Source organism: Kineococcus glutinatus, assembly GCF_039542765.1.
GTDB classification, from domain to species: domain Bacteria; phylum Actinomycetota; class Actinomycetes; order Actinomycetales; family Kineococcaceae; genus Kineococcus_A; species Kineococcus_A glutinatus.
In genome coordinates this window covers 1-618 of the sequence record NZ_BAABIL010000836.1, presented here as the reverse complement: position 1 = coordinate 618, position 618 = coordinate 1, and the positions used below count along the sequence as shown (strand labels likewise).

Here is a 618-nt window from a genome sequence, read left to right as displayed (position 1 = left end):
CTGCGCGCCGCGGGGCGCACCGGTGAGGCCGAGGCCGAGGCCGCCCGCGGCGCGGAGGTGGCGCGGGCGCTGCGGGCGGCACCCCTGCTGCGGGAGCTGCGCGCCCCGGGCACCCGCCCCGCGGGCGAGGCCCTCACCCCTCGGGAGGGGGAGGTGCTGGAGCTGGTCGCGCTGGGCCGCAGCAACCGCGAGGTCGCGCAGGCCCTCTCGATCAGCGCCAAGACGGTGAGCGTCCACGTGTCGAACATCCTCGCCAAGCTCGGTGCGGCCGGGCGCACGGAGGCCGTCGCGGTGGCCCGCCGCCGCGGCCTGCTCGACGGCTGAGCCCCGCGGCGTCCACCTGCGGGCGGACCCCGAGGGGGGTGGATCGGCCCACGGCGGGACCAGGAAGTTCACACCTGGGGCGGCTGCCGCGGCACAGCTCCCGGGCGCACCCTCGAGGTGCGGGCGCACCGCCCGCCGCGGGAGGAGGGGATCGTCGTGGGAACGGTGGTCGTGGTGGTGGGCGTGGTGGTCGGGGTCGGTGCCGGGGTGCTGCTCGTGGCCGTCGCGGCCGCCGCCCGCTGGGTCGCGGGCGCGGGGCGGGCGGCGGGGGAGGACCTCGTGGCCCCCGAGGGC

Annotated in this window: 1 protein-coding gene; it reads left to right on the top strand. The window is 80.3% G+C overall.

Annotated elements, in window-relative coordinates:
• Nucleotides 1-324, top strand: a 324-nt coding sequence (locus tag ABEB16_RS21895) for a helix-turn-helix domain-containing protein (RefSeq protein ID WP_345714280.1), incomplete at its 5' end; no start/stop codon positions are given.
• Nucleotides 325-618: the final 294 nt, after the last annotated feature.